Genomic DNA, 22,374 nt, shown 5'->3' on the forward strand with positions numbered 1-22,374 from the left:
CCAGACTGTTAAAAGTGGGGAACCAGGTTCGCCTTCTGGATGTTACTCAGCGCGAACACTTCATCTTTGCCTTCGACGGTTACCGTGATCATCTCACCGTCTACCGCTTTGATAAGGCCCTGCCATTTGCGTCGGTTCTGCACCGCCATACGCAAAACCAGCGAAACTTCTTCGCCAATGAAACGCTCATAGTGCTCGGCGGTAAACATAGGACGATCGAGACCAGGGGAAGAAACTTCCAGGTTATAAGCGACTGTAATTGGGTCTTCTACGTCCATAACAGCACTGACCTGGTGGCTCACATCAGCACAATCATCAACATTGATGCCATCTTCACTATCAATATAGATGCGCAGTGTGGACGTGCGACCGCGAATAAATTCGATGCCGACCAGCTCAAAGCCAAGCGCTTCAACTGGCGCAGTGAGCATCTCTGTTAATTTTTGCTCTAATGTGGACAAACCCACCCCCAAGACATAAAAAAAGGGCGTATAGCCCAGTTATTCTGAAGTCAGATAACAAAAAACCCCGATAAATCGGGGCTTTAGATAACTGAACCCTGAGATCGCAACTGCGATCTGGAACACTTTCCAGAAGAATTCTTTCAAATTCGTCTACGAAGGACCCGGTCCTCACAGTATATTTGAAAAAGTACTTAATGGGAAAGTGGTTGCGGGGGCCGGATTTGAACCGACGACCTTCGGGTTATGAGCCCGACGAGCTACCAGGCTGCTCCACCCCGCGCCTGAAACGTGGCATATTTTACTCGTTTTGAGCAAAAGACGCAAATACTGCTGGGATTTGGTACCGAGAGACGGGACATAAAATCGTAGTGAATTGTATTGATACTTCATATATTTTGTCAACATGAATTTCACATTGCCAGGTTTCGGTTCATGCTGGTATTTCTGGGTTTTTTGGCAAAAAGCGGCTCAGCCTCTTCCTGTCGCCAGCAAAAAATGATTAAATGAAAACTCACAATTAATGCATAAACATGCAATAAAGATTGTTGAGTCAAACTCACCACAGTCTATCTAGCAGGGTTTTATTTATGACGACGATTCTCAAGCATCTCCCGGTTGGCCAACGTATTGGTATTGCTTTTTCTGGTGGGCTGGATACCAGCGCCGCGCTGCTGTGGATGCGTAAAAAGGGAGCAGTCCCTTATGCATATACCGCCAATCTGGGACAGCCAGACGAAGACGATTACGAGGCCATTCCTCGTCGTGCCAAAGAGTATGGTGCTGAAGGGGCTCGTCTGATCGACTGCCGTAAGCAACTGGTTGCGGAAGGCATCGCCGCGATCCAGTGCGGCGCATTTCATAACACCACCGGCGGATTGACCTACTTTAATACCACTCCGCTGGGCCGCGCAGTGACCGGTACCATGCTGGTCGCGGCCATGAAGGAAGACGGTGTTAACATTTGGGGCGACGGGAGTACCTATAAAGGCAACGATATCGAACGTTTCTATCGTTACGGCCTGCTGACCAACGCTGAGCTGAAAATTTACAAACCTTGGCTGGATAGCGACTTTATCGATGAGTTAGGCGGCCGCCAGGAGATGTCAGAGTTTATGATCTCCTGCGGGTTTGACTATAAAATGTCCGTTGAAAAAGCCTACTCAACCGACTCCAATATGCTGGGCGCCACGCACGAAGCTAAAGATCTTGAGTTCCTGAACTCCAGCGTCAAGATTGTGAACCCGATTATGGGCGTCAAGTTCTGGGACGAAAGCGTCAAAATCCCGGCGGAAGAAGTCACCGTTCGCTTTGAACAAGGCCACCCGGTTGCGTTAAACGGACAAATCTTTAGCGATGACGTTGAGATGATGCTGGAAGCTAACCGCATCGGCGGCCGCCATGGTCTGGGTATGAGCGATCAGATCGAAAACCGTATCATCGAAGCGAAGAGCCGCGGCATTTATGAAGCCCCGGGCATGGCGCTGCTGCATATTGCCTATGAGCGTCTGCTGACCGGTATTCATAACGAAGATACCATTGAGCAGTACCATGCGCACGGTCGTCAACTGGGTCGTCTGCTGTATCAAGGGCGCTGGTTCGATTCCCAGGCGCTGATGCTTCGCGACGGCCTGCAGCGCTGGGTAGCAAGTCAAATCACTGGCGAAGTCACGTTAGAACTGCGTCGCGGCAACGATTACTCCATTCTGAATACTGTCTCTGATAATCTGACCTATAAAGCAGAGCGTCTGACGATGGAAAAAGGTGACTCGATGTTCTCCGCTGAGGACCGTATCGGCCAGCTGACGATGCGCAATCTGGATATCACCGATACTCGCGATAAGCTGTTTGGCTACGCGCAGTCCGGACTGCTGACCGCCTCTTCCGCCACCGGTTTACCGCAGGTGGAAAATCTGGAGAATCGCGATAAATAATCCGCAAAAACGTTCCAGCCGGCCTTAACCCGCCGGCTTTTTTACTCTCGCAATAAATCCTAAATAACATAACCAATTAATTGCTATAACTGATGATATAGAAACTTTCAATAATCACAGCCTATAATTGGTGAACGCCTTTATAGTTATTCCGAGAGGATCATGATGAATATTAAGCCTCCCGTCAGGCCACAAGCCCATATCGATCGTCTAATGGCCATGCTGGAACCGCATGCCACACCGCTGAATGTTGTCGCTCGCAAAAGGCTAAGCTGGGAATATAAAGGAAAAATCCAGCTCTATCTTTTCAAGAAAGGCGGGCTATCCATTTTTCGTTCATCGGATAGGTTACTGATGGTCACGGTGTATGAACCGCACTTGTTTGGCGTGGCTGAGATGCTACAACCGAGCCGTAGCCATGGTCTACGCGCGGAAATTGACTCAGAGATATTGCGGATTGACAGCGACATCGCGATGCAGTTATTCAGTCAGCACAGCATGTGGGAAGAAGTCACCAGACTGCTGGCCTATCATACTTCTTATTTAGTGTATCGTGACGATCTAGTCTTACAGCAGCGTACTTATTCCGTGATTCGCAATCACTTAATGGAAATGATCCTGTTATCAGAGGAAACCCGGCTGCGGGTATCTATTCTGGAATACATTCAGGACCGAACACACCTCTCCCGTAGCAGCATTCTCAATGTGCTATCAGCCTTGAAAAAAGGGGCCTATATCGAGTATGCCCGCGGCGGTTATTTACAAAGTATCGCCTCCCTGCCTGAGAAATTTTAACGCCTTCCCCCGTTCCTTTGTCGTCTCCCGCTATCGTTTAAATTTAAACGTATAAACGATAACGGCGAACGATAAATACTTTTATGCTGGGAGTCCGTGTCAATCGACAGCTGGATAAATTAATTATTCAATAGCGTCATTCATCGGTTGGCCTGAATGCGGATACCTGCACCGTATGTATAGCATCGGCGCTGGGTAACAGCGAAAAAAGCTTAATCCAGAATCCCGTTAATTTTGCCCGAACAATCGTATCGGGCATTTTTTTACCCGAAGGAATATGAAAAATGCGCATGTTTACAGCAAAGCCTATCCTGCTAATCGCTACTCTCTGTACCAGCAGTACCGCCTTCGCCTCCCTCAACCTCCACGGCGAAGCCGGTTCAGAGTTTACCAATCTGTCGGCAAGCTTTGGCGCGGAGCACCCCGGCATGGCCGTTAGCGGTAACTGGGCGCACAGCGATAATGATGGTGATACGGCAGGATTAGGGCTGGGTTACAATTTTAATCTCGGCCCGTTTCTGTTAACCGCTGGCGGAAAAGCGCTATACCTGAATCCGAAAGATGGGGATGAGGGCTACGCTATCGCGCTCGGAGGAGGCGCGCAGTTACCGCTTGGCGACTTCGTTACTCTGTTCGGCGAGTCTTATTATTCACCTGATTCCATGTCCAGCGGCGTAAATGATTACCTCGAAGCGAATGCCGGTGTCAGGATAAATATCATTAAGTCTATGAACATTGAAGCGGGTTATCGCTACATCAATATGACAGGCAAGCATGACCATCGCGATAATAAACTTGCGGATGGCGCCTATGCAGGTTTCAATTTCCGCTTCTAATCGTTTAACCAGGGGTTGCCAATCGGCAATCCCTGGTTCATGCAACCGAAGGGACAGACTTCAGCAATTTGTTAATCTCCTGCAAGCCCGCGATATTGTTCTCTTTACGGTAGACATCATTCATTGAAGATATTTGCTCCAGTTTGGTTAACGCACCGTAGACCTGGTACGCTTCACCGTCTTTATTAAAGACATCTCGATTATCCGCATCCTGTAAATAGTTGTCTTTAAGCGACTGGCTGAGCTTGCCGATTAGCATACTGTTATCCTGAAAACAGCTGACTACCTTTGCCGACGCCTGCGCGGGTTCCGAATTCGCGATCACCGGTACAAGGATAGTATTCAGGGTATCAACCGTTTCTGGAGATGAATGACGACTACATCCAGCCAGGCCTAATATGCTGGCAATGATAACTATTTGAAAAGTACGCATGGCGTCACTGTACCTCGTCTAAAAATTGATGAGGATGACTTTAGCGATTTAGCAGGGGTCAAAACCAGCGCAGTGTTGTTTATAAATAAACAACGGATAGGGAAATAAAAACGAAAAAAGACGCTTTCAGCGTCTTTTTTCAAAAATTGGTACCGAGGATGGGACTCGAACCCACAAGCCCGTTAGGGCACTACCACCTCAAGGTAGCGTGTCTACCAATTCCACCACCTCGGTACGGATACTACTTATCAGTGCGGGATGTCGCTGCTCGGCTGCGCCGGCGCTGTCTGCTGAGTTTGCTCAGTTTTCGGAGCGCTCAGATTATCCCACTCACTTCCTTTATTGGTCTTGTTGCTGTTGATATTGCCCAGCGCCAGACTGATGATGAAGAACAGCGCAGCCAGGATACCAGTCATACGGGTCATGAAGTTACCAGAACCGCTGGATCCAAACAGAGTGCCGGAAGCGCCTGCTCCGAAGGAGGCTCCCATATCAGCGCCTTTACCTTGCTGCAGCATAATCAGACCCACAAGGCCAATTGCCACAATAAGGAAAACAACTAAAAGAGCTTCGTACATAATCAACCTGTTCCTTGCGGATTTGCCGCATACCAAGTGCTTCGACCAATAAAGCGGGACGTTTTAACGTTTCCCACTGAAGCGGGTGTGAATACTAACCAAAGCGAATGACCTTCGCAAGGGCAATTTCAGTGCATTGTATCAAGTGCGGAAAAAAACAGCAAAAAGCGATTTCTATCGACTAAAAAGGCGGCAGCCGTCGCCTTTTTAGTCACTTAACAAAGAGATTAAACGCTTTTGACGGCATCGGCGATACGATGGGCAAATTCGTGCACCTGCTCTTCATGCTCGCCTTCCACCATAACGCGAATCAGCGGCTCTGTGCCTGATTTACGCAGCAGTACGCGACCCCGATTTCCCAGCGCCGCTTCTACTTCCGCGGTTACTGCTTTTACATGCTCATGTTCCAGCGGGTTGCCGCTACCTTCAGTAAAGCGAACATTAACCAGAAGCTGCGGGAACATTTTCATTCCGCTGCACAGGTCGTGCAGACTCATATGGTTACGCACCATCGCCGCCACCACCTGCAGGCTGGCGACAATCCCATCCCCCGTCGTGGTTTTATCCAATAAGATCACATGGCCGGAGTTTTCTGCGCCAATGCGCCAACCTTTCTCCTGCAGTTTCTCCAGCACATAGCGGTCGCCTACCTTCGCGCGAACGAATGGAATGCCCAGCTGTTTAAGCGCCAGTTCAAGTCCCATGTTGCTCATGAGCGTCCCAACAGCGCCGCCCCGCAGCCCCCCCTGACGCAGGCCCTCACGGGCAATGATATAGAGGATCTGGTCACCATCAACTTTGTTGCCTTCGTGGTCCACCATAATGACCCGATCGCCATCACCATCGTAAGAAATACCCAGGTCGGCTTTTTCTGCCAGCACACGGGCCTGCAGGGCACGAACATCCGTCGCCCCGACCTCTTCATTGATGTTGAGGCCATCAGGCTCACAACCCATCGCAATAACCTGAGCGCCCAGCTCGCGGAAAACATTCGGCGCAATGTGATAAGTCGCCCCGTGAGCGCAGTCGACTACCACCTTCAAAGCATTGAGGCTAAGCTCGTTCGGAAAGGTGCCTTTGCAAAACTCGATATAGCGACCAGCGGCGTCGACGATACGACTGGCTTTACCCAGCTCGGCGGAATCGACGCAGGTCAGCTCTTTTTCCATTTCGGCTTCAATGGCTTCCTCTACCTCATCCGGCAGCTTGGTGCCTTCGATAGAGAAGAATTTGATGCCGTTGTCATAGAACGGATTATGTGAAGCGGAAATGACAATCCCGGCTTCCGCGCGGAAGGCGCGCGTCAGATAAGCAATTGCCGGCGTTGGCATCGGCCCGGTAAAAGAAGCGGATAATCCCGCGGCAGCCAGGCCAGCCTCCAGCGCGGACTCCAGCATATAGCCTGAGATACGGGTATCTTTACCAATAATAATCTTCCGTGAGCCGTGACGTGCCAGCACCTTACCAGCTGCCCAGCCCAGCTTTAATACAAATTCTGGCGTTATTGGCGCATCGCCTACGCGGCCACGAATACCATCTGTACCAAAATATTTGCGGTTACTCATAACGTTTATTTTCCTTAGCGGCCAGGGTAGCTTCCACCACGCGCAGCGCTTCTACCGTTTCTTTGACATCATGGACGCGAATAATCTGCGCGCCCTGCATTGCAGCAATGACAGCGCAGGCCAGGCTGCCACTCAGGCGCTCCGTCGGCCCGACATTGAGCAACTGACCTACCATCGACTTACGCGACATACCTACCAGCAGCGGAAGACCAAAATGATGGAACTCTCCCAGTCGGGCAAGCAGTTCATAATTATGAGAAAGATTTTTACCGAAACCGAATCCCGGGTCGAGCAACAATTTATCTTTTGCGATACCGGCACGTTCGCAGCGCACAATTTGTTCGACAAAAAAGCGCTCAACGTCAGCAAACACGTCCGCGTACTTCGGCGCGTCCTGCATTGTCTTCGGCTGGCCCTGCATATGCATCAGACACACCGGCAAGCCCGTTTCAGCCGCAGCCTCCAGCGCTCCCGGTTCGGTCAGCGAACGGATATCATTGATGATATGCGCGCCAACACGCGCCGACTCGCGAATCACTTCCGGTTTTGAGGTATCAACGGAGATCCAGACTTCAAAGCGCTGGGCAATCGCCTCCACCGTCGGAATGACTCGCGCCAGCTCTTCCTCGACGCTGACATCCGCAGCCCCCGGACGCGTCGACTCCCCACCGATATCAATGATAGTCGCCCCGGCATTGATCATCAGATTGGCGTGTTTAACGGCTTCGACCAGCGTGTTGTGAGTCCCGCCGTCAGAGAAAGAATCCGGAGTAACGTTAAGAATACCCATCACATGTGGGTGAGAGAGATCGAGGGTTGAGCCCTGGGCTACAAGTTTCATCGCTAAATCCCTGAGTCAGAGAAAGGTTAAAAAAGAAAAACCCCGGAGCATATGCTCAGGGGTTTTAAAAAGTACAACAGCGTCAATAACGGCTAACTTATTTGTCGCCCAGCTGTTCTGACATGGTATTGCCCGGGTTTGGCGTACGCGGTTCATCGACCGGACGCGGCGCACGCGGCGTGCCATTGTTGTCAGAATTGTTGGACGAGCCCGGTTCTTCCCAGCCAGCTGGCGGGCGAACATCGCGGCGAGCCATCAGGTCATCTATCTGCGGGGCGTCGATGGTTTCATATTTCATGAGCGCATCTTTCATCGCGTGCAGGATGTCCATGTTATCGTTCAGCAACTGGCGTGCACGATTGTAGTTACGCTCAATCAGTGACTTCACTTCCTGGTCGATAATGCGCGCCGTTTCATCGGACATATGCTTCGCTTTCGCGACGCTGCGGCCAAGGAAAACTTCACCTTCTTCTTCGGCATACAGCAGCGGGCCGAGTTTGTCAGAGAAGCCCCACTGAGTCACCATGTTACGCGCCAGGTTGGTCGCGACTTTGATGTCGTTCGACGCACCGGTAGAAACATGCTCTACGCCGTAGATAATCTCTTCCGCCAGACGACCGCCGTAAAGGGTAGAAATCTGGCTTTCCAGCTTCTGACGGCTGGCGCTGATCGCGTCGCCTTCAGGCAGGAAGAAGGTAACGCCCAGCGCGCGACCGCGCGGAATAATCGTCACTTTGTGTACCGGATCGTGTTCCGGCACCAGGCGACCAATAATTGCGTGACCGGCTTCGTGATACGCGGTGGACTCTTTCTGCGCTTCCGTCATCACCATGGAGCGACGTTCCGCACCCATCATGATTTTGTCTTTCGCTTTCTCGAATTCAACCATCGATACAACGCGCTTGTTGCCACGAGCGGCAAACAGCGCTGCTTCGTTCACCAGGTTTGCCAGGTCAGCACCGGAGAAGCCAGGCGTACCGCGGGCGATAATTGCCGCGTCGATATCCGGCGCCAGCGGTACGCGACGCATATGTACTTTCAGAATCTGTTCACGACCGCGGACATCCGGCAGACCGACCACAACCTGACGGTCAAAGCGGCCTGGACGCAGCAGCGCAGGGTCAAGAACGTCCGGACGGTTGGTTGCCGCGATAACGATAATACCTTCGTTACCTTCGAAGCCGTCCATCTCTACCAGCATCTGGTTCAGCGTCTGCTCACGTTCATCGTGACCACCACCCAGGCCAGCGCCACGCTGACGGCCCACGGCGTCGATTTCATCGATAAAGATGATGCACGGTGCCGCTTTCTTGGCCTGTTCGAACATGTCGCGCACGCGGGATGCACCGACACCAACGAACATTTCAACGAAGTCAGAGCCTGAAATCGTGAAGAATGGAACCTTGGCTTCACCCGCGATGGCTTTTGCCAGCAAGGTTTTACCGGTACCCGGAGGGCCGACCATCAGGACGCCTTTCGGGATTTTACCGCCCAGTTTCTGGAAACGGCTCGGTTCACGCAGATATTCAACCAGTTCACCCACTTCTTCTTTCGCTTCGTCACAACCGGCGACATCGGCAAAAGTGGTTTTGATCTGGTCTTCCGTCAGCATACGCGCCTTACTCTTACCGAACGACATGGCGCCTTTGCCACCGCCGCCCTGCATCTGGCGCATAAAGAAGATCCAGACGCCGATAAGAAGCAGCATCGGGAACCAGGAGATGAAGATAGAAGCCAGCAGGCTCGGTTCTTCTGGCGGCTCACCTACCACCTTGACGTTTTTAGTCAGAAGGTTATCAAGCAGCTTAGGATCGTTCACCGGGATGTAGGTCGTGTAACGGTTACTATCTTTCTTGGTAACGTTTATCTCACGTCCGTTGATACGCGCTTCGCGAACCTGGTCCTGATTGACCTCCTGCAGGAAGGTAGAATAATCCACCTTGCGGCCATTCGACTCGCTGGGCCCAAAGCTCTGGAATACTGACATCAGCACAACGGCAATGACCAGCCAGAGTATTAGGTTTTTCGCCATGTCACTCAAGGGATTAACCTCATATTACAACTGTGTTAAAAACAGCGTCAGGATACTCTATATCCAGCGTCTTTCAAACTTTCGTTTGAAATCTGCCGGTTATGGTTTACGCCCGGTCGCTACAATATACACTTCACGCGAACGGGCGCGAGAAGAGTCCGGCTTACGAACTTTGACCTTCGTAAACAGGGAGCGAATCTCTCTTAGATACTCATCGAAACCTTCGCCCTGGAACACCTTCACTACAAAACTACCACCTGGCGCTAATACATCACGAGCCATTCCAAGCGCCAGTTCCACCAGATACATGGCCCGGGGAATATCCACCGCCGGTGTTCCACACATATTTGGCGCCATATCGGACATGACAACTTGTACTTTACTGTCACCTACACGCTCAAGTAACGCTTTCAGGACTAATTCATCACGAAAGTCGCCCTGAAGGAAGTCCACACCAACGATTGGATCCATAGGTAAAAGATCGCAAGCAATGATGCGGCCGCTGTTACCGATCTGCGTAACCGCGTATTGCGACCAGCCACCGGGTGCAGCGCCGAGGTCAACTATCGTCATCCCCGGTTTAAAAATCTTGTCACTTTGCTGTATTTCATCAAGTTTAAACCAGGCACGGGAACGTAACCCCTTTTTCTGTGCCTGCTGAACATATTTATCGCTAAAGTGTTCCTGAAGCCAACGACTTGAGCTGGCAGAACGCTTTTTACCTGTCATTTAACATTCCCATTTCGGGTTCATCGTACTTCGCGACGTAAAAATCGACGCGGTAGTTTGGCGATATATGGGAGATGGCGGTAGAATGAACCGTTTTCAATCCCAACGTAAGCAAAAAAATACGATGAATCTGAGTACTAAACAAAAACAGCACCTGAAAGGTCTGGCACATCCGCTCAAGCCGGTAGTTATGCTTGGCAACAATGGTTTGACCGAAGGGGTACTGGCCGAGATTGAACAAGCGTTAGAGCACCATGAACTTATCAAGGTGAAGATCGCCTCGGAAGATCGCGAAACTAAAACCTTGATCGTGGAAGCTATCGTGCGCGAAACCGGCGCCTGTAATGTACAGGTCATCGGTAAAACGCTGGTTCTGTACCGCCCAACTAAAGAGCGTAAAATCTCGCTGCCACGCTAAGAATATCCTGGTTATCGACACAACTTTGTGTAAATCGAGGGTTTTCTGCGGGTAGACGAGCAAAATGCCATGCTCCGGACGCTGATAAAAGGCCGCTACGCGGCCTTTTTCCTTTCTTTACAATCCATCAACATCGTAGCGTTAAATTCGGATTAAAGGTACTCAACCTTCAGAATTTCGAATTCGACTTCACCGCCCGGTGTACGGATTACCACAACATCATCCTGCTCTTTACCGATTAAACCACGTGCAATCGGTGAGTTAACAGAGATTAGATTTTGCTTAAAATCGGCCTCATCATCGCCGACGATACGGTAAGTTTGCTCTTCATCCGTATCGAGATTCAGAACGCTGACCGTCGAACCAAAAATCACCCGGCCATTGTTAGGCATTTTAGTGATGTCGATAACCTGCGCGTTCGACAGCTTTGCTTCAATATCCTTAATGCGGCCTTCACAGAAGCCCTGCTGTTCGCGGGCAGCATGATACTCTGCATTTTCTTTCAGATCGCCGTGCTCGCGCGCATCAGCGATGGCAGCGATGATTTCAGGGCGACGTACGGACTTCAGGAAATCCAGTTCTTCGCGCAGTTTTTCAGCGCCACGTAAGGTCATCGGAATAGCTTGCATTTGTTATACCTCTTTTTCATTCCTTCATGGAGCAGACAATACCGCTCCGCAGCCGGTCAAGACTTGAGCAGGGCCGGAGCAAAAGAAAACCGACCCGGAAAGTCATCCCCAGGTCAGCAGCAATTTTCAATTTGATACGTATTTTACCCTGAAGTTCACTATGGGTCATCGTTTACTTTACAGGGCGATGCACCGTAGTATGACGGACTGGTTTCAGGCTGTTAGCGCGAGATTATGCGATTTTCCAGATTTATCATCGGATTGACTGCCGGTATAGCGCTTAGCGCTCAGGCAGCGAATATTGACGAGTACATCAACCAGCTTCCTGCGGGCGCAAACCTTGCCTTTATGGCGCAGAAGGTGGGATCCCCAACGCCGGAGATAGACTATCATAGCCAGCAGATGGCGCTCCCGGCCAGCACCCAAAAGGTGATAACCGCGCTTGCTGCGCTGCTGCAGCTGGGTCCGGACTTCCGCTTCACCACCACGCTGGAAACGAAAGGCAGTCTTGATGGCGGTGTCCTGAAAGGCGACCTTATTGCGCGCTTTGGCGGCGATCCTACCCTTCGGCGTCAGGATATTCGTAATATGGTGGCCACGCTGAAGAAAGCCGGCGTCCAACGAATTGAAGGTAATGTCCTGATCGATACCTCCATCTTCGCCAGCCATGACAAAGCGCCGGGCTGGCCATGGAACGATATGACGCAGTGCTTTAGCGCCCCGCCGGCGGCGGCTATTGTCGATCGAAACTGTTTCTCCATCTCGCTCTATAGCGCGCAAAAACCGGGCGATCTGGCATTTATTCGCGTGGCGTCTTACTACCCGGTGACCATGTTCAGCCAGGTACGAACGCTGGCGCGTGGCTCTTCTGAAGCACAGTACTGTGAGCTTGACGTGGTTCCCGGCGATCTGAACCGATACACCCTGACCGGCTGTCTGCCGCAGCGCAGCGAGCCGCTGCCGCTGGCTTTCGCTATCCAGGATGGCGCCAGCTACGCCGGCGCAATTCTGAAAGCGGAGCTGACCGATGCTGACATCACCTGGAGCGGTACGCTGCTGCGTCAGACGCTGGCGAACGATCCGGGTACCGTCCTGGCGAGCACCCAATCTGCGCCGCTGCACGATCTGCTGCGTATTATGCTGAAAAAATCGGACAACATGATCGCCGATACGGTATTCCGCACCATTGGACATGCCCGCTTCAGCGTACCGGGTACCTGGCGAGCCGGATCCGATGCCGTACGGCAGATCCTGCGCCAGCAGGCCGGCGTCGATCTCGGGAATACCATTATTGCCGATGGCTCAGGTCTGTCGCGCCATAACCTCATCGCGCCAGCCACGATGATGCAGGTGCTGCAGTACATCGCCCAGCACGATAACGAGCTCAACTTTATTTCGATGCTGCCTCTGGCCGGCCACGATGGTTCTCTGCAATATCGAGCGGGTCTGCATCAGGCCGGCGTTGATGGCAAAGTTTCGGCGAAAACGGGTTCACTGCAAGGGGTGTATAACCTGGCCGGTTTCATCACCACCGCCAGCGGGCAGAAGATTGCGTTCGTGCAATACCTGTCTGGCTACGCCGTGCCTCCGGCCGACCAGCGTAATCGCCGCATTCCGCTAGTGCGCTTCGAAAGCCGATTATACGAAGACCTCTATCAGAACAACTAAAGCAAAAGGGCCGCATCATTGGCGGCCCTTTCGTTTGTTCAGGATTAACGTTTGTAGATGAATTCGACGCCTTCTTCGTCGTCTTCGTCCCAATCATCATCCCAGTCTTCATCATCTTCTACTTCAGCTTCTTCAAGCTGCTGACGATGATAGTCGTCCCACATAAACTCGACTTTTTCTGCCGGCTTCGCTTCTTCCGCATGGACAATCGGGTTTTCGATGATAAAGGTCATCACGTCCCAGCACAGGTCTTTTACGCCCTGCTGGCTGGCCGCCGAAATCAGGTAGAACTTATCTTCCCAGCCCAGCGCCTGCGCGATAGCTTTTGCTTTCGCTTCCGCCTCAGCTTTGTCCATCAGGTCAATCTTGTTAAAGACCAGCCAGCGCGGCTTAGAAGCCAGTTTCTCACTGTATTTTTCCAGCTCGCCGATAATAATCCGCGCGTTCTCAACGGGATCGGATCCGTCAATCGGCTCGATATCGATGAGATGCAGCAGCACGCGACAGCGCTCCAGGTGCTTCAGGAAGCGAATACCGAGGCCTGCGCCTTCCGCTGCGCCTTCAATCAGCCCAGGGATATCCGCCACCACAAAGCTCTTCTCGTTATCCATACGCACCACGCCGAGGCTTGGCACCAGCGTCGTAAACGGATAGTCAGCGACTTTAGGCTTGGCAGCGGAAACGGCACGAATAAAGGTCGATTTACCCGCATTCGGCATCCCCAGCATCCCGACGTCCGCCAGCAGCATTAACTCCAGCTGCAGATCGCGCTTATCGCCCGGCGTCCCCATCGTCTTTTGACGCGGAGTACGGTTGACGGATGATTTGAAACGGGTGTTGCCCAGCCCGTGCCAGCCGCCTTTGGCGACCATCAGGCGCTGACCATGCTTGGTCATATCGCCCATCGTCTCGCCGGTCCCCTGGTCGATTACACGGGTCCCTACCGGCACTTTCACCGTCACGTCTTTACCGCGTTTACCGGTACAGTCGCGGCTCTGGCCGTTTTGCCCGCGCTCGGCGCGGAAAGACTTCTCAAAACGATAGTCGATGAGGGTGTTCAGGTTTTCGTCCGCTTCAAGCCAGACGTCACCGCCATCACCACCGTCACCGCCGTCCGGGCCGCCTCTCGGGATATATTTTTCGCGGCGGAAGCTAACGCAACCATTGCCGCCATCACCTGCTACGACCAGGATCGTTGCTTCATCAACAAACTTCATTTTACTCTCCGTAAATCATTCGCCTGAGCGGGGGAGCGGCACAACCGCTTCTCGCTTACGCCATCGTCCCCAAAGACGATGACCGACGGCGGAATACATCGCGCCCGCAACCACGACAAACGCACCGAGATAACCCATCAGGTTCAACAGCGGTCTGGCGAAAACGTCGGGCCAGGCCAGTGATAATAAATCTGAAAATAGCAGCGTAAACAACGGTGTTAAGGTAATCAACGCGCTCACCTGCGCTGCCTGCCAGCGCGCCATCGCTTCCGCCAGCGCACCGTAGCCTACCAGGGTGTTTAGGCCGCAAAAAACCAGGCAGGCCAGCTGCCAGTCGCTTAATGCCAGTACCTGCGAAGGCTTCGCTAATGGCAATAGCGATATCGTACATAAAGTGTACAGCAAAAAAAGAATTTGCTGTGACGCCAGACGCCGCAATAACACCTTTTGCGCGACGCCGTAGCATACCCATACCGTCGCCGCCCCGACGCCGAAAATTACCCCCCACGTGTAGTCCGTCAGGCGAGTAAAAATCTCGATCAGGCTGGTGTTAAAAAACATCACCAGACCGCTCACCAGCATCAGCGCTCCCACAACCTGAGTGCCGCGCATTTTTTCTTTAAGGACAAAAACGCTGGCCACCATCATGCCGACCGGGGACAGCTGGCCAATCACCTGGGAAGCGGTGGGGCTGAGATATTGCAAGGAAGAACTAAACAGAATGAAGTTACCGAACAAACCACCCGTCGCAATGACCAGCAGTATCAACCACCGCGGCTTACGAAAAATACGCAGCGGAGGCAGCTTTCTTTTCATGGCCAGGATGGCGCCAAGACCAAAACTTGCCATCAAAAAGCGATAAAAAACCACCGTCGGCGGCTCCATCACTTCAAGAACCTGCTTCATTGCGATCGGCAGGGCCCCCCAACACATCGCCGTGGTGAGCGCTAAAAGAATGCCGATGCCGGCCTGCTGCTTCATGCCCGTTTTCCCTGCAGAAAATTTTCCGGGTTTTCAATGTAAAAAGCCCCGCAACACGTTGCGGGGCTTTAATCCGTTACCGGACCACGAAAAACTTACTCAGCAACGATGCTGATGTATTTACGGTTGTTCGGGCCTTTAACTTCGAATTTCACTTTACCGTCTGCTTTAGCAAACAGAGTGTGGTCACGACCGCAACCTACGTTAGTGCCAGCGTGGAATTTGGTGCCACGTTGACGAACGATGATGCTACCCGCCAGAACGGATTCGCCACCGAAACGCTTAACGCCCAGGCGTTTAGCTTCTGAATCGCGACCGTTACGAGTTGAGCCGCCAGCCTTTTTATGTGCCATTTAAATCTCTCCTCAGGTCTTAGGCGCTGATGCCAGTAATTTTCACATCAGTGAACCACTGACGATGGCCCTGCTGCTTACGGTAGTGTTTACGACGACGAAACTTAACGATTTTAACTTTCTCGCCACGACCGTGTGCAACAACTTCAGCTTTGATTACGCCGCCCTCAACGAAAGGAACGCCGATTTTAATTTCTTCACCGTTTGCGATCATCAGCACTTCTGCGAACTCAACAGCTTCGCCAGTTGCGATGTCCAGCTTTTCCAGGCGAATGGTTTGACCTTCGCTTACTCGGTGTTGTTTACCACCACTTTGGAAAACCGCGTACATATAGAACTCCGCTTCCGCGCACCTCTTCGTATGATTCAGAGTGCGCTATAAATATTCACAATAGGGCGCGAATATTACGCAAAACGCGAGCCTTTGACAAGAGCGATCAGCGATCAACGCAGAAAAAAAACACAACTTTCACTCCAGCGTTTATCTGCGGCAATTTTTCAGTACAATCACATCTTCTTTTAATTCTATCTTAATCCTTCTGTGATCCTATTGGATACGCGGGAACAGGACATTTGGCCCGGCTTTTGCGATGAATTTAGAAAAAATCAATGAGTTAACCGCGCAGGATATGGCGGGCGTCAATGCGACAATTCTTGAGCAACTCGACTCGGATGTTCAGCTTATCAACCAGTTAGGCTATTACATCGTTAGCGGAGGCGGTAAACGCATTCGCCCGATGATCGCCGTGCTGGCCGCGCGTGCCGTTGGATATCAGGGAAACGCTCACGTCGCCATTGCTGCGCTGATCGAATTTATCCATACCGCCACCCTACTACATGATGACGTCGTCGATGAGTCTGATATGCGCCGGGGCAAAGCCACCGCAAACGCCGCTTTTGGCAATGCCGCTAGCGTGCTGGTTGGCGATTTCATCTACACCCGCGCCTTTCAGATGATGACCAGCCTCGGCTCATTGAGAGTGCTGGAAGTGATGTCGGAAGCCGTTAACGTCATTGCTGAAGGCGAAGTCCTGCAGCTGATGAACGTGAACGACCCGGATATCACCGAAGAAAACTATATGCGGGTCATTTACAGCAAGACCGCCCGTTTGTTTGAAGCCGCGGCCCAGTGCTCCGGGATCCTGGCCGACTGCACCATGGAACAAGAGAAAGCGTTACAGGACTACGGGCGCTATCTGGGTACCGCTTTCCAGCTGATTGACGATCTGCTTGACTACAGTTCGGATGGTAAGCGGCTGGGTAAAAACGTCGGTGATGATCTGAATGAAGGCAAACCCACCCTTCCGCTCCTGCACGCTATGCAACACGGCAACGCAGAACAGTCCGCCATGATCCGCGGAGCGATCGAGCAGGGTAACGGCCGCCATCTACTCGAAGCCGTGCTGGAAACCATGGCAGCCTGTGGCTCGCTGGAATGGACCCAAAAACGCGCGGAGGAAGAGGCTGATAAAGCAATTGCCGCCCTCCAGGTCCTTCCCGATTCTCCGTGGCGTGAAGCGCTAATTGGTCTTGCCCACATCGCCGTGCAGCGCGACCATTAACCCCTCCTCTCACTTTCCCGCGTAGAATCGCGGGAAAGTTCCAGTAAGCGCCATTAAAGTCATTTTCAACCTCACTTCTTGATTTATTCTTAATATCAAAGCCATTAAAAGAACTTGTTAGAACATTACTGGAACTCAAGGTATAGTCATTTTGTCGCCCATTAAGGGACGAACGGAATGTTTATTACCAGGAGAATTTATGGATAAGTTCATCGACTGGCATCCGGCGGATATTATTGCCGGATTACGCAAAAAAGGGACGTCGCTGGCAGCTGAATCGCGGCGTAATGGTTTAAGTTCTTCAACGCTCGCCAATGCGCTGAGTCGGCCCTGGCCCAAGGGCGAGCTGATTATCGCTCACGCGCTGGAAACCGATCCTTGGGTAATATGGCCATCGCGCTATCACGATCCCCATACCCACCAGTTTATCGACAGAACGCAGATGATGCGTCAGAGGAAGAATAACAAATAAAGCGAGGTTGCAGACAACAGCCCCCGGACATACGTCAGAGGGCTGCTGCAATAGGCTTATTCGGCTTTCACGCGTTCGATATTCGCGCCAAGCGCCTGAAGTTTGTCTTCGATACGTTCGTAGCCGCGGTCAATGTGGTAAATACGATCGACAATCGTCGTACCTTCCGCAATACAGCCCGCCAGCACCAGGCTGGCTGACGCACGCAGATCGGTCGCCATTACCTGGGCGCCAGAAAGCTGCTTCACGCCGTGGCAAATCGCCGTATTGCTCTCGATTTCCGCATGCGCGCCCATACGGATCAGCTCCGGGATATGCATGAAACGGTTTTCGAAAATCGTTTCGGTGATCACGCCGGTTCCTTCTGCAACCAGATTCAGCAAAGTGAACTGGGCCTGCATATCGGTCGGGAAACCCGGGTGTGGGGCAGTACGAACGTTGACGGCCTTCGGACGATTGCCGTGCATATCGAGGCTAATCCAGTCCTCGCCCGTTTCAATGTCCGCGCCGGCGTCGCGTAGCTTGGCCAGAACCGCATCAAGGGTATCCGGCTGGGCATTGCGGCACAGAATCTTACCGCCAGAAATCGCCGCCGCCACCAGGAACGTCCCGGTTTCAATACGATCCGGCAGAACGCGGTAGACGCCGCCGCCAAGGCGCGCTACGCCTTCGATGGTGATACGATCGGTGCCCTGACCTTTGATCTTCGCGCCCAGCGTGTTGAGGAAGTTCGCAGTATCGACAATTTCCGGCTCGCGCGCGGCGTTTTCGATAACGGTGGTGCCTTCCGCCAGCGTCGCAGCGCTCATGATGGTGACGGTAGCGCCAACGCTGACCTTATCCATCACAATATGCGCGCCTTTCAGGCGTCCATTAACCGACGCCTTGACATAACCTTCTTCCAGTTTGATTTCCGCACCCAGTTGCTCAAGACCGGTTATGTGTAAATCAACCGGGCGCGCGCCGATGGCGCAACCGCCGGGGAGTGATACCTGTCCCTGACCAAAACGCGCCACCAGCGGACCCAGCGCCCAAATCGAAGCACGCATGGTTTTGACGAGATCATACGGCGCACAGAAAACGTCGACCGGGCCGGCATCGATCCATACGGAGCCGTTGCGCTTAACGTTCGCGCCCAGCTGGCTCAGCAGTTTCATGGTGGTATCGATGTCTTTCAGCTTCGGTACGTTCTGGATCTCAATCGGCTCTTCGGCTAATAGCGCGGAAAAGAGGATTGGCAGGGCGGCGTTTTTCGCGCCGGAAATAGTGACCTCGCCCTGCAGGCGAGTAGGCCCCTGAACACGGAATTTATCCATTGATTCTGTTCTCTGTTAAGAATTCACATATGCTGCGGGGAACATCCCCACAGCTTATAAGCCATTTAGTTTGCGGTCTCGCGCCCACTCCTGCGGGGTAAACGCTTTTATCGACAGAGCATGGATGCGGTTATCGGCAATATATTCCATCAGCGGGGCATAGATAGCCTGTTGCTTCTTGACCCGACTCATGCCGTCGAACATCTCACCCACAGCAATAACCTGAAAGTGGCTACCATCGCCAGAGACGTGGATTTCCTGAAGGGAGAGTGCGCTCATCAGCACGGTCTGAATTTCATGATTTTCCATGGGCTACATTTATCTGATAGTGAAAACAGCCCAACATCTTAGAGGAAAGTGGCGCTGTCTTAAACAAGCAAAAAGCCCCATCGAAAAGTTTGATGGGGCTTTCAGAATAGCTTCAGCACTAAGGCACTGAAAAAGTTATGGGATCATATCGGCAGGAAGGTTATACAACCTGACCAGGGTTTGCAGATTTTCACTCTTCCCGGTCAACTTCGCTTCCCCGCCCTGCCGACGAACCAGTGCGATAAAATGCACTAATAGCGCCAGCCCGGCGGTGTCCACGCGGGTCACGGCGCTCAGGTCGATTGCGGACACGCCATCCGTCGCCTGAGCGCGCGCTTCCCACAGCGGGACCAAAAGATCCTGGTCCAGCTCTCCGCGCAGCGCCAGCGTCTCACCATCGCGAGTCCAGCTCAGCTGCCCGGTCATTATTTTTTCTGTTCCAGAGTAATCGGCTGCGCTGAGCTTGCCTTCAGCTGCGCCGTCAGACCATCAACGCCTTTAGTACGCAGCAGGTCGCTCCACTCGTTTTGTTTAGTGGTGATCATGCTCACCCCTTCAGCAATCATGTCGTACGCCTGCCAGTTACCGGTCTGGGTATTTTTACGCCACTGGAAATCCAGGCGCACCGGCGGACGGCCATTAGGATCGAGGATGGTGACGCGAATAGGAACAATGGTCGCGCTGCCCAGAGGCTGCTCAGGGGCAATCTGATAGGTCTGACCGTGATACATCGCCAGCGCCTGGCCATAGGCCTGTTTCAGATATTCGCGGAAAGCGGCGAAATAGGCTTCACGCTGCGCCGGGGTCGCTTCTTTGTAATAACGCCCTAACACCAACGCGCCGGCGTATTTCACCTGAACATAGGGCAGCAGTTCCTGATCGACGATGTCGCGCAGGTAGTTCGGGTTAGCCTGAATCTTAGGCTGCTCGTTCTTCAGGCGATCGAAGGTTTTCTGCGCCGCTTCGTCCATCAGCTTATAAGGATTGGATTGGTCCGCGGCGGTTGCCGCAGTCAAAGGGGCAATCACCAGCATGGCGACCATTAGTAAGCGTTTAAACATGTCTTATCTCTCCTGAAATTAGTGCGTCGTGCCGGCTGGCGGCGTAGCGTCAGTATGACTCTCCCCGGCAGACTGTTCATCGCCAGAATTCTTATTGTCGCTACCTTTACTGTTATAAAGGAACTGGCCTATCAAATCTTCCAGCACCATTGCGGATTTGGTGTCCTGAATGGTACCGCCATCTTTAAGGATAGTGGTTCCCAGCTCAGGATCTTCAAACCCGATGTTCATCGCCAGGTACTGTTCGCCCAGCAGACCGGAAGTTCGGATCGCCAGCGAGCTGGTATCCGGGATATGGTTGTAGCGCTCATCAATATCGAGAGCGACGCGAGGCAGGTAGGTTTTAGGGTCAAGCGTAATATCCGCCACGCGTCCAACGACAACGCCGCCAATTCGCACCGGAGAGCGCGCTTTCAGACCGCCGATATTGTCAAAAGTGGCATAGAGCCGATAAGTCGGTTCGGTACGTAAAGAGGTGACATTTGCCGCCTTCAGGCAGACAAACAGCGCGGCCAGCAGCGCAACCAGTAAAAACACCCCTACCCAGATTTCATTTTTTCTCGTTTGCATGAACTCAATTCCCAAACATCAGCGCAGTCAGCACAAAATCCAGCCCCAGAACCGCCAGCGACGCATGCACCACGGTACGCGTCGTCGCCCGGCTAATCCCGGCGGAAGTGGGGATAGCGTCATAACCGTTAAATAACGCGATCCATGTTACCGTAATGGCAAAAACCAGACTCTTAATCAGGCAGTTAACCAGATCCATCCGCCAGTCAACGGCGTTTTGCATCGCGCTCCAGAAGAATCCGCCATCGATGCCCTTCCAGCTGACACCGACCAGCGAGCCGCCCCAAACGCCGACCGCCACAAAAATAATCGTTAACAACGGCAGTGAAATCACCCCCGCCCAGAAGCGCGGAGAGATCACGCGGCGAAGCGGGTCGACCGCCATCATCTCCATGCTGGAGAGCTGCTCGGTTGCGCGCATAAGGCCAATTTCGGCAGTCAGCGCCGAGCCGGCACGCCCGGCAAACAACAGCGCAGCGACCACCGGCCCCAGCTCACGCAGCAGCGATAGCGCCACCAGCATGCCCAGACTGGTTTCGGCGCTATAGGTGGTCAACACCAGATAGCCCTGCAGACCCAGCACCATACCGATAAACAGCCCCGATACAATGATGATCAGCATTGATAGCACGCCAACGTTGTACAGCTGACGCACCAGCAGCGGCGCATGCTTGCGAAACTCAGGCTTGCCCACAACCGCGTTGAAGAGCATTAATCCAGCACGCCCAAACGTCGCGATAGTTTTAATACCGCGATGCCCAAGCGCGGCTAGCGCATTTAACAACATGAGTCGCTTAACTCCCTTTGCCCAATAAATCATGATGATAATCACCCGCCGGATAGCGGAACGGCACCGGGCCGTCGGCGATACCATCAATGAACTGACGAACCCGAGGATCGGCATTTTCCCGCAGCGACTGCGCACTCCCGTGCGCTACCACCTTTTTGTCCGCCACGATATATGCGAAGTCCGCGATGCTGAGCACCTCCGGCACATCATGCGAAACCACGATACAGGTGACACCCAGGGTGCTATTGAGTTCAGAAATCAGCTTCACCAGCACCCCCATCGTAATGGGGTCCTGCCCGACAAAGGGCTCATCGAACATGATTAAATCAGGTTCCAGCGCAATCGCCCTCGCCAGCGCGGCACGGCGGGCCATGCCGCCGGAAAGCTCAGAAGGCATCAACTTCGCGGCTCCGCGTAATCCGACGGCCTCCAGCTTCATCATCACCGTAGTGTGCAGCAGCGCTTCCGGCAGACGCGTATGCTCGCGCAGCGGATAAGCGACGTTATCGAAAACGTTCAGGTCGGTGAACAGCGCGCCGGACTGAAACAGCATGCTCATACGCTTGCGGACGGTATACAGGCGCGAGCGCGACATCTGCGGTACGTTTTCACCATCAAACAGGATCTCGCCTTTGTCGGGCGGGATCTGACCGCCGATCAGACGTAACAGGGTGGTTTTGCCGATCCCTGATGGCCCCATTATCGCGGTGATCTTGCCGCGGGGTACCGATAGCGAGATATCATCGAAGATCACCCGATCGCCCCTCGAGAAGCGAATACCGCGCACTTCGACTAGATTCGCCGAACTCTGGCTCATAAAATCA

26 protein-coding genes and 2 tRNA genes are annotated in these 22,374 nt (G+C 52.8%); 7 read left to right on the forward strand and 21 right to left on the reverse strand.

Annotated elements, in window-relative coordinates; translation table 11 throughout:
* Positions 1 to 8 precede the first annotated feature (8 nt).
* Both rimP and KCG39_RS15510 read right to left on the reverse strand, forming a co-directional pair.
* Positions 9 to 461, reverse strand: a complete 453-nt coding sequence (gene rimP, locus KCG39_RS15505) for a ribosome maturation factor RimP (protein ID WP_004125659.1) — start codon at positions 459 to 461, stop codon at positions 9 to 11.
* A gap of 206 nt (positions 462 to 667) precedes the next feature.
* Positions 668 to 744, reverse strand: a tRNA-Met gene (locus KCG39_RS15510).
* A 307-nt stretch (positions 745 to 1,051) separates the two neighbouring features.
* Here KCG39_RS15510 and argG point away from each other — a divergent pair.
* The 3 genes from argG (at position 1,052) to KCG39_RS15525 (ending at position 4,026) form a co-directional block, all read left to right on the forward strand.
* Positions 1,052 to 2,395 (forward strand): argininosuccinate synthase, encoded by a 1,344-nt coding sequence (gene argG / locus KCG39_RS15515; protein WP_004125661.1) that lies wholly within the window; start codon positions 1,052 to 1,054, stop codon positions 2,393 to 2,395.
* Between the two features lie 165 nt (positions 2,396 to 2,560).
* Entirely contained in the window at positions 2,561 to 3,190 is a 630-nt protein-coding gene (locus KCG39_RS15520) for a winged helix-turn-helix transcriptional regulator (protein ID WP_004125663.1), read from the forward strand.
* Positions 3,191 to 3,474: 284 nt separating this feature from the next.
* The gene (locus KCG39_RS15525) at positions 3,475 to 4,026 is read left to right on the forward strand and encodes a YfaZ family outer membrane protein (protein ID WP_004125665.1); all 552 of its coding nucleotides are present in this window, start codon (positions 3,475 to 3,477) and stop codon (positions 4,024 to 4,026) included.
* A gap of 37 nt (positions 4,027 to 4,063) precedes the next feature.
* Here the strand turns inward: KCG39_RS15525 and KCG39_RS15530 are convergent, their stop codons facing one another.
* The 7 genes from KCG39_RS15530 to rlmE form a co-directional block, all read right to left on the reverse strand.
* On the reverse strand, positions 4,064 to 4,459 hold the full coding sequence (locus KCG39_RS15530; protein ID WP_004125667.1) for a hypothetical protein: 396 nt from the start codon (positions 4,457 to 4,459) through the stop codon (positions 4,064 to 4,066).
* A 147-nt stretch (positions 4,460 to 4,606) separates the two neighbouring features.
* Positions 4,607 to 4,693 (reverse strand) — tRNA-Leu (locus KCG39_RS15535).
* Positions 4,694 to 4,707: 14 nt separating this feature from the next.
* On the reverse strand, positions 4,708 to 5,037 hold the full coding sequence (gene secG / locus KCG39_RS15540; RefSeq protein ID WP_004125669.1) for a preprotein translocase subunit SecG: 330 nt from the start codon (positions 5,035 to 5,037) through the stop codon (positions 4,708 to 4,710).
* Positions 5,038 to 5,264: 227 nt separating this feature from the next.
* Complete coding sequence (gene glmM, locus KCG39_RS15545) at positions 5,265 to 6,602, reverse strand: phosphoglucosamine mutase (protein ID WP_004125671.1); 1,338 nt, start codon at positions 6,600 to 6,602, stop codon at positions 5,265 to 5,267.
* On the reverse strand, positions 6,595 to 7,443 hold the full coding sequence (gene folP / locus KCG39_RS15550; protein ID WP_142468345.1) for a dihydropteroate synthase: 849 nt from the start codon (positions 7,441 to 7,443) through the stop codon (positions 6,595 to 6,597). The genes glmM and folP overlap by 8 nt, the downstream gene beginning before the upstream one ends.
* 97 nt (positions 7,444 to 7,540) lie before the next feature.
* Positions 7,541 to 9,475, reverse strand: coding sequence for an ATP-dependent zinc metalloprotease FtsH (ftsH, locus tag KCG39_RS15555; RefSeq protein ID WP_004854549.1), 1,935 nt, complete (start codon positions 9,473 to 9,475; stop codon positions 7,541 to 7,543).
* Between the two features lie 99 nt (positions 9,476 to 9,574).
* Positions 9,575 to 10,204 (reverse strand): 23S rRNA (uridine(2552)-2'-O)-methyltransferase RlmE, encoded by a 630-nt coding sequence (gene rlmE, locus KCG39_RS15560; RefSeq protein ID WP_004106110.1) that lies wholly within the window; start codon positions 10,202 to 10,204, stop codon positions 9,575 to 9,577.
* Positions 10,205 to 10,328: 124 nt separating this feature from the next.
* On the opposite strand from rlmE, the gene yhbY reads away from it, so the two are divergent.
* The gene (gene yhbY, locus KCG39_RS15565; RefSeq protein ID WP_004139797.1) at positions 10,329 to 10,622 is read left to right on the forward strand and encodes a ribosome assembly RNA-binding protein YhbY; all 294 of its coding nucleotides are present in this window, start codon (positions 10,329 to 10,331) and stop codon (positions 10,620 to 10,622) included.
* A 152-nt stretch (positions 10,623 to 10,774) separates the two neighbouring features.
* On the opposite strand, the gene greA is transcribed toward yhbY, so the two are convergent.
* A complete protein-coding gene (gene greA, locus KCG39_RS15570; RefSeq protein ID WP_004125674.1) occupies positions 10,775 to 11,251 on the reverse strand; it encodes a transcription elongation factor GreA in 477 nt (158 codons plus the stop codon).
* A gap of 234 nt (positions 11,252 to 11,485) precedes the next feature.
* Between greA and dacB the strand changes: the two genes are divergently transcribed.
* On the forward strand, positions 11,486 to 12,919 hold the full coding sequence (dacB, locus tag KCG39_RS15575) for a serine-type D-Ala-D-Ala carboxypeptidase (protein ID WP_142468343.1): 1,434 nt from the start codon (positions 11,486 to 11,488) through the stop codon (positions 12,917 to 12,919).
* Positions 12,920 to 12,963: 44 nt separating this feature from the next.
* Here dacB and cgtA read toward each other — a convergent pair whose 3' ends face one another.
* The 4 genes from cgtA to rplU all read right to left on the reverse strand — a co-directional run bounded on the left by cgtA (position 12,964) and on the right by rplU (position 15,801).
* Entirely contained in the window at positions 12,964 to 14,136 is a 1,173-nt protein-coding gene (gene cgtA / locus KCG39_RS15580) for an Obg family GTPase CgtA (RefSeq protein ID WP_004125676.1), read from the reverse strand.
* A gap of 15 nt (positions 14,137 to 14,151) precedes the next feature.
* The gene (locus KCG39_RS15585) at positions 14,152 to 15,117 is read right to left on the reverse strand and encodes a DMT family transporter (protein ID WP_004125677.1); all 966 of its coding nucleotides are present in this window, start codon (positions 15,115 to 15,117) and stop codon (positions 14,152 to 14,154) included.
* Positions 15,118 to 15,212: 95 nt separating this feature from the next.
* The gene (gene rpmA, locus KCG39_RS15590) at positions 15,213 to 15,470 is read right to left on the reverse strand and encodes a 50S ribosomal protein L27 (protein ID WP_003861831.1); all 258 of its coding nucleotides are present in this window, start codon (positions 15,468 to 15,470) and stop codon (positions 15,213 to 15,215) included.
* A gap of 19 nt (positions 15,471 to 15,489) precedes the next feature.
* Positions 15,490 to 15,801 (reverse strand): 50S ribosomal protein L21, encoded by a 312-nt coding sequence (gene rplU / locus KCG39_RS15595; RefSeq protein WP_004106123.1) that lies wholly within the window; start codon positions 15,799 to 15,801, stop codon positions 15,490 to 15,492.
* 259 nt (positions 15,802 to 16,060) lie between these two features.
* Between rplU and ispB the strand changes: the two genes are divergently transcribed.
* The gene (ispB, locus tag KCG39_RS15600) at positions 16,061 to 17,032 is read left to right on the forward strand and encodes an octaprenyl diphosphate synthase (RefSeq protein WP_142445284.1); all 972 of its coding nucleotides are present in this window, start codon (positions 16,061 to 16,063) and stop codon (positions 17,030 to 17,032) included.
* Between the two features lie 199 nt (positions 17,033 to 17,231).
* The gene (gene sfsB, locus KCG39_RS15605) at positions 17,232 to 17,504 is read left to right on the forward strand and encodes a DNA-binding transcriptional regulator SfsB (protein WP_004125679.1); all 273 of its coding nucleotides are present in this window, start codon (positions 17,232 to 17,234) and stop codon (positions 17,502 to 17,504) included.
* Between the two features lie 56 nt (positions 17,505 to 17,560).
* Here the strand turns inward: sfsB and murA are convergent, their stop codons facing one another.
* The 7 genes from murA to mlaF form a co-directional block, all read right to left on the reverse strand.
* A complete protein-coding gene (gene murA / locus KCG39_RS15610; protein ID WP_004125680.1) occupies positions 17,561 to 18,820 on the reverse strand; it encodes a UDP-N-acetylglucosamine 1-carboxyvinyltransferase in 1,260 nt (419 codons plus the stop codon).
* Between the two features lie 54 nt (positions 18,821 to 18,874).
* The gene (gene ibaG / locus KCG39_RS15615; RefSeq protein WP_087828333.1) at positions 18,875 to 19,129 is read right to left on the reverse strand and encodes a BolA family iron metabolism protein IbaG; all 255 of its coding nucleotides are present in this window, start codon (positions 19,127 to 19,129) and stop codon (positions 18,875 to 18,877) included.
* 135 nt (positions 19,130 to 19,264) lie between these two features.
* Complete coding sequence (mlaB, locus tag KCG39_RS15620; RefSeq protein ID WP_004125681.1) at positions 19,265 to 19,555, reverse strand: lipid asymmetry maintenance protein MlaB; 291 nt, start codon at positions 19,553 to 19,555, stop codon at positions 19,265 to 19,267.
* On the reverse strand, positions 19,555 to 20,190 hold the full coding sequence (gene mlaC / locus KCG39_RS15625) for a phospholipid-binding protein MlaC (RefSeq protein WP_004125682.1): 636 nt from the start codon (positions 20,188 to 20,190) through the stop codon (positions 19,555 to 19,557). Before mlaC ends, mlaB begins: the two co-directional genes overlap by 1 nt.
* Positions 20,191 to 20,208: 18 nt before the next feature.
* Entirely contained in the window at positions 20,209 to 20,760 is a 552-nt protein-coding gene (gene mlaD, locus KCG39_RS15630) for an outer membrane lipid asymmetry maintenance protein MlaD (RefSeq protein WP_004125689.1), read from the reverse strand.
* Positions 20,761 to 20,764: 4 nt separating this feature from the next.
* A complete protein-coding gene (gene mlaE, locus KCG39_RS15635; protein ID WP_004125690.1) occupies positions 20,765 to 21,547 on the reverse strand; it encodes a lipid asymmetry maintenance ABC transporter permease subunit MlaE in 783 nt (260 codons plus the stop codon).
* A 7-nt stretch (positions 21,548 to 21,554) separates the two neighbouring features.
* Positions 21,555 to 22,367 (reverse strand): phospholipid ABC transporter ATP-binding protein MlaF, encoded by an 813-nt coding sequence (mlaF, locus tag KCG39_RS15640; protein WP_004125691.1) that lies wholly within the window; start codon positions 22,365 to 22,367, stop codon positions 21,555 to 21,557.
* Positions 22,368 to 22,374: the final 7 nt, after the last annotated feature.

This window comes from Klebsiella pasteurii (assembly GCF_018139045.1).
Lineage (GTDB): Bacteria > Pseudomonadota > Gammaproteobacteria > Enterobacterales > Enterobacteriaceae > Klebsiella > Klebsiella grimontii.